A 4,241-nucleotide genomic window follows, 5' to 3' on the forward strand; every position below is an offset into this window, starting at 1 on the left:
CATGGGCGCCCGGGTTGAAATTGAGTGCATGGCTTATGTTGAGGATTAAAATTAAATTCATTTAGAAAAATACTTTTATATGAAAACTAACAGTCAACTCTTTGTAAGTGTCTTAATTCTTACCAGTTCTATAATTTTTCAAAACTGTAAACCACAACAAAAAGTATCAGATTCAGAAAAATTGATAAGCTACGAAGTGGACATTAAACCATTAATGGTAAGAAGCTGTACCCCTTGCCATTTTCCTGAGAATGGTAAAAAGAAAATGCTTGACACCCATGATAAGGTAGTGGCAGATATTTCTGAAATAATCAGAAGGATAGAACTTCAGCCAGAAGAAAAAGGCTATATGCCGTTTAAAAGCAAAAGAGAAGCATTTAGCCCGGAAGAAATTGCGCTATTAAAAACCTGGGTAGATCAGGGGATGAAGGGGTAGCATTGGCTGTATCAATTATATCCTTCAAGCAAAAAATGCAGGTTCAAGAATGCCTTTCTTCCATTGCTCATTAGTACTAACCGCTCAATAAGTTCTACTTCATTTATGCTGCCTCCTTTTCGTATCTAGCAAGTGAAAATCAAGTTAGATGTTAGCAGTCACTCGTACTCAATACGGAGCACCAGAAATTCTAGAAGTAAAGGAAATAGATAAGCCTGTTCCAAAAAAGGGAGAAGTTCTAATTCGCGTTCGAGCAACCACCGTTAATCGTACTGACTGCGGCATACTGTTGGGCAAACCAGGAGTCATTCGAGCATTTACCGGGCTTATAACACCAACCGATTTGGTACCGGGTACTGACTTTGCCGGAGAGGTAGAAGCCATTGGTCCTGGAGTGACCAAATTCAACGAAGGTGACAAAGTTTGGGGGTTTAATGACAATGGTATCAGCTCTTGGGCTGAGTACATGTTGATTAAAGAAGATGGTAAGCTTACAAAAATTCCAGAAAACAGTTCTTTCAAAGAAATTGTTGCCTGCATAGAAGGAGCGCATTATGCACTCAACTTCATCAACAAAGTAAAAGTAAAAACTAAAGATAAGGTTCTAATTAACGGAGCTACAGGAGCCATTGGGTCTGCCATGCTCCAAATTCTGGTGCACATGGGTCTTGAAGTTACAGCAGTAGGCAATACCAAAAACTTGATTTTACTTGAATCTCTTGGTGCGAATAAGGTTATAAATTACGAGGCAGAAGATTTCACAAAACTACCTGAAGGTTCCTTTGATTTTGTTTTTGATGCTGTAGGCAAAAGCCGGTTTAGTGTGTGCGAGCATCTTTTAAAGCCCAAAGGAGTTTATATTTCATCTGAACTGGGTGAAGGTCTTGAAAATACTTACCTGCCGTTATTGACAAAAATAAAAGGCGGCAAGCGGGTTAAATTCCCCTTTCCGACAGATATAAAAGGAAGTCTTAATTATATAAGTAAGTTGGTGGAGCAAGGGGCTTTCAAACCGATTATTGACAGAACATATTCTATTGAAGATATCAGACAGGCCTATACCTATGTTCTCAGTGGTGAGAAAACCGGCAATGTTGTAGTAGAGATTTAAATGTTGATTACCTACTAAGAAAGTAGTACTTTCAAAAAGGCTCAAATTATCAATCGCCTTTCAAAAAATACAACTAATGAAAAATCTCTTTCGAATACTGGTTGTCTTGTTCGCAACTGTCAATTCACTTTCAGCTCAGAACAACAACTTACTTATTAACGCTTACAATCGTAAAACAACCTCCCTCAACGGCCCATGGAAATATATTGTTGATCCTTATGAAAATGGCTTCTACAACTACCGCTACGAACCATTTGAAAATCAAAGTAATCCGGGTAAGGCAGCCTTTTTTACCAACTCAAAACCTGACAATAAATCTGACCTGGTAGAATATGATTTCGATAAAATGGATAACATACTGGTGCCGGGAGACTGGAATACCCAAAAAGAGAACTTGTATTATTACGAGGGTACAGTTTGGTACAAGAAGTCTTTCGACTATGACTTGAAAGATGCAAACAGAGCCTTCGCCTATTTTGAAGCTAGTAATTACCAAACAGATGTTTATCTAAATGGTAAAAAGCTGGGTCGGCATGTAGGGGGATTCACTCCATTCAATTTTGAGATCACAGATATAGTTAAGCCTCAAGATAATTTTCTGGTTGTAAAAGTTGACAACAAGCGGATCAAAGATGGTGTCCCCACACTCAATACAGACTGGTGGAACTATGGCGGCATAACCAGAGATATTAAGATCATTGAGACCAGTAAAAACTTTATTCAGGATTATTTTATCCAACTGGCTCCTAAAAACAATAAGCTAATAAAAGGCTATGCTAAGCTTGATGGGGAGGATATTGCCAATAAAAGGGTATCCATTTCGATTCCAGAGCTAAAGATCAAAAAGGAATTCACCACTGACGATACTGGTCAGGTATCATTTGAGATTGACGTCAAAAAGGTTAAGTATTGGTCAGTTAACCAGCCTTATTTGTATGATGTAACTATTGAGACTGCTGAAGATAAAATCACCGACAAAATTGGATTCAGAACGATTGAAACCAGTGGCACAAACATATTATTGAATGGAGAGTCTGTCTTTTTGAAGGGTATTTCCATTCATGAGGAAAGTCCAAGTCGTCATGGCCGAGGTTATTCCAAGGAAGATGCTAAGCAACTTCTACAATGGGCCAAAGAATTAGGCTGCAATTATGTGAGACTTGCTCATTACCCTCACAATGAACATATGGTGCGATTGGCAGACCAGATGGGCATTTTAGTATGGGAAGAAAACCCAGTTTACTGGACCATCTCTTGGGATAATGAATCCACCTATGAGAATGCTGAAAACCAACTATCCGAACTGATAACCCGAGACAAAAACAGGGCATCTGTAATTATCTGGTCTATGGCCAATGAAACTCCAACCAGTGAAGCCAGAAATAGCTTTCTCAACAAGCTGGCCAAATTTACAAGAGCTAAAGACCCAACACGATTAATCAGTGCGGCACTGGAACAAAGTAGCTACAATGGCAGTAATACTATAAGGACCATTCATGATCCCTTTGCTGAAACCGTAGATATTTTGAGTTTTAACCAATATATAGGTTGGTATGATGGGCTTCCTGAAAAGTGCAGTGCCATTAGCTGGAAAATCGATATTAATAAACCGGTAATAATTTCTGAGTTTGGTGCCGGAGCGAAATATGGATTGCATGGCGATAAAGAAGAAAGATGGACAGAAGAATATCAGGAAGACCTTTATTTGCAAACATTGAAGATGTTAGATCAAATAGACCAGTTAAAAGGGATTTCCCCCTGGATTTTAGTTGACTTCAGATCGCCAAGGAGAGTGCTTGCAGAAATTCAGGAAGGGTGGAACCGAAAGGGACTCATTTCAGAGCAAGGTGAGAAAAAGAAAGCCTTTTTTGTATTGAAAAACTATTACGACAATAAAAAAACTGAGTAATGGATGATGAAGCCAAGCTCACTGGCTTCAGATATGACTTGAAGAAGTCAGCTGAATGCTACCAAAGCCAGCGTTAGTTTGCCCTAAGAACGATAGATGGCCACAGAATAATGTTTGGAGAGGAAATATGAAGCAATTACTGATTTTAGCATGCTTAATCACCCTATCTTTTAAGCCCATATTGGCCCAATACAATTATGGTATTAAAGGTGGTTTAAACCTAACCAACAATGTTGTAAATCAGCAGTCAACCATAAATGACAGCAAATACAAACCCGGCATTCATTTCGGTTTTTTTGCCAGCGCAGACGTGACTGAAAACATCGACTTGCAGGCAGAGCTCCTATATTCTGGCAAAGGGTATAGGTTTGTTGAAACTGCCTTTTCAGAAAGTGGTAATTTGAGGCTGAATTATCTAAACCTACCCCTGCTTGTGGGTTATAAGGCCACTGATGTCATCAGGCTGAGCATAGGGCCTGAAATGGGCTATTTGATATCTGCCACTACAAAGTTTGGTTCAGATAAAATTGATGTTGGCGACAAGTGGGATAATAAATTTGACATAGGAATAGCAGCAGGGCTGGACTATACTTTAAACGAGAAGATTTTTACAGGAATTAGATATTCACATGGATTAACATCAGTGATCAGGAATGCCTACATCAGTGATAATAATGGCAACTCAACAGGTGAGCGAGCCAAATTTCAAAATAGAACGCTGCAGCTAACTTTAGGTTATCTATTGAAATAGTCATTCCCTCTTATTGATCTTATCAATTACCTTT

At 38.9% G+C, this 4,241-nt stretch carries 4 protein-coding genes; all 4 read left to right on the plus strand.

The window, feature by feature from the left end; genetic code table 11:
* Positions 1 to 79 precede the first annotated feature (79 nt).
* The 4 genes from E1140_RS01480 to E1140_RS01495 all read left to right on the plus strand — a co-directional run bounded on the left by E1140_RS01480 (position 80) and on the right by E1140_RS01495 (position 4,207).
* Complete coding sequence (locus E1140_RS01480; RefSeq protein WP_155178304.1) at positions 80 to 436, plus strand: hypothetical protein; 357 nt, start codon at positions 80 to 82, stop codon at positions 434 to 436.
* A 148-nt stretch (positions 437 to 584) separates the two neighbouring features.
* Entirely contained in the window at positions 585 to 1,547 is a 963-nt protein-coding gene (locus E1140_RS01485; RefSeq protein WP_155178306.1) for an NAD(P)-dependent alcohol dehydrogenase, read from the plus strand.
* 76 nt (positions 1,548 to 1,623) lie between these two features.
* The gene (locus tag E1140_RS01490; protein WP_155178308.1) at positions 1,624 to 3,456 is read left to right on the plus strand and encodes a glycoside hydrolase family 2 protein; all 1,833 of its coding nucleotides are present in this window, start codon (positions 1,624 to 1,626) and stop codon (positions 3,454 to 3,456) included.
* A 127-nt stretch (positions 3,457 to 3,583) separates the two neighbouring features.
* Complete coding sequence (locus E1140_RS01495; protein WP_221412604.1) at positions 3,584 to 4,207, plus strand: porin family protein; 624 nt, start codon at positions 3,584 to 3,586, stop codon at positions 4,205 to 4,207.
* The last annotated feature ends 34 nt before the right edge of the window (positions 4,208 to 4,241 follow it).

It is taken from the genome of Fulvivirga lutimaris, assembly GCF_009711525.1.
GTDB classification, from domain to species: domain Bacteria; phylum Bacteroidota; class Bacteroidia; order Cytophagales; family Cyclobacteriaceae; genus Fulvivirga; species Fulvivirga lutimaris.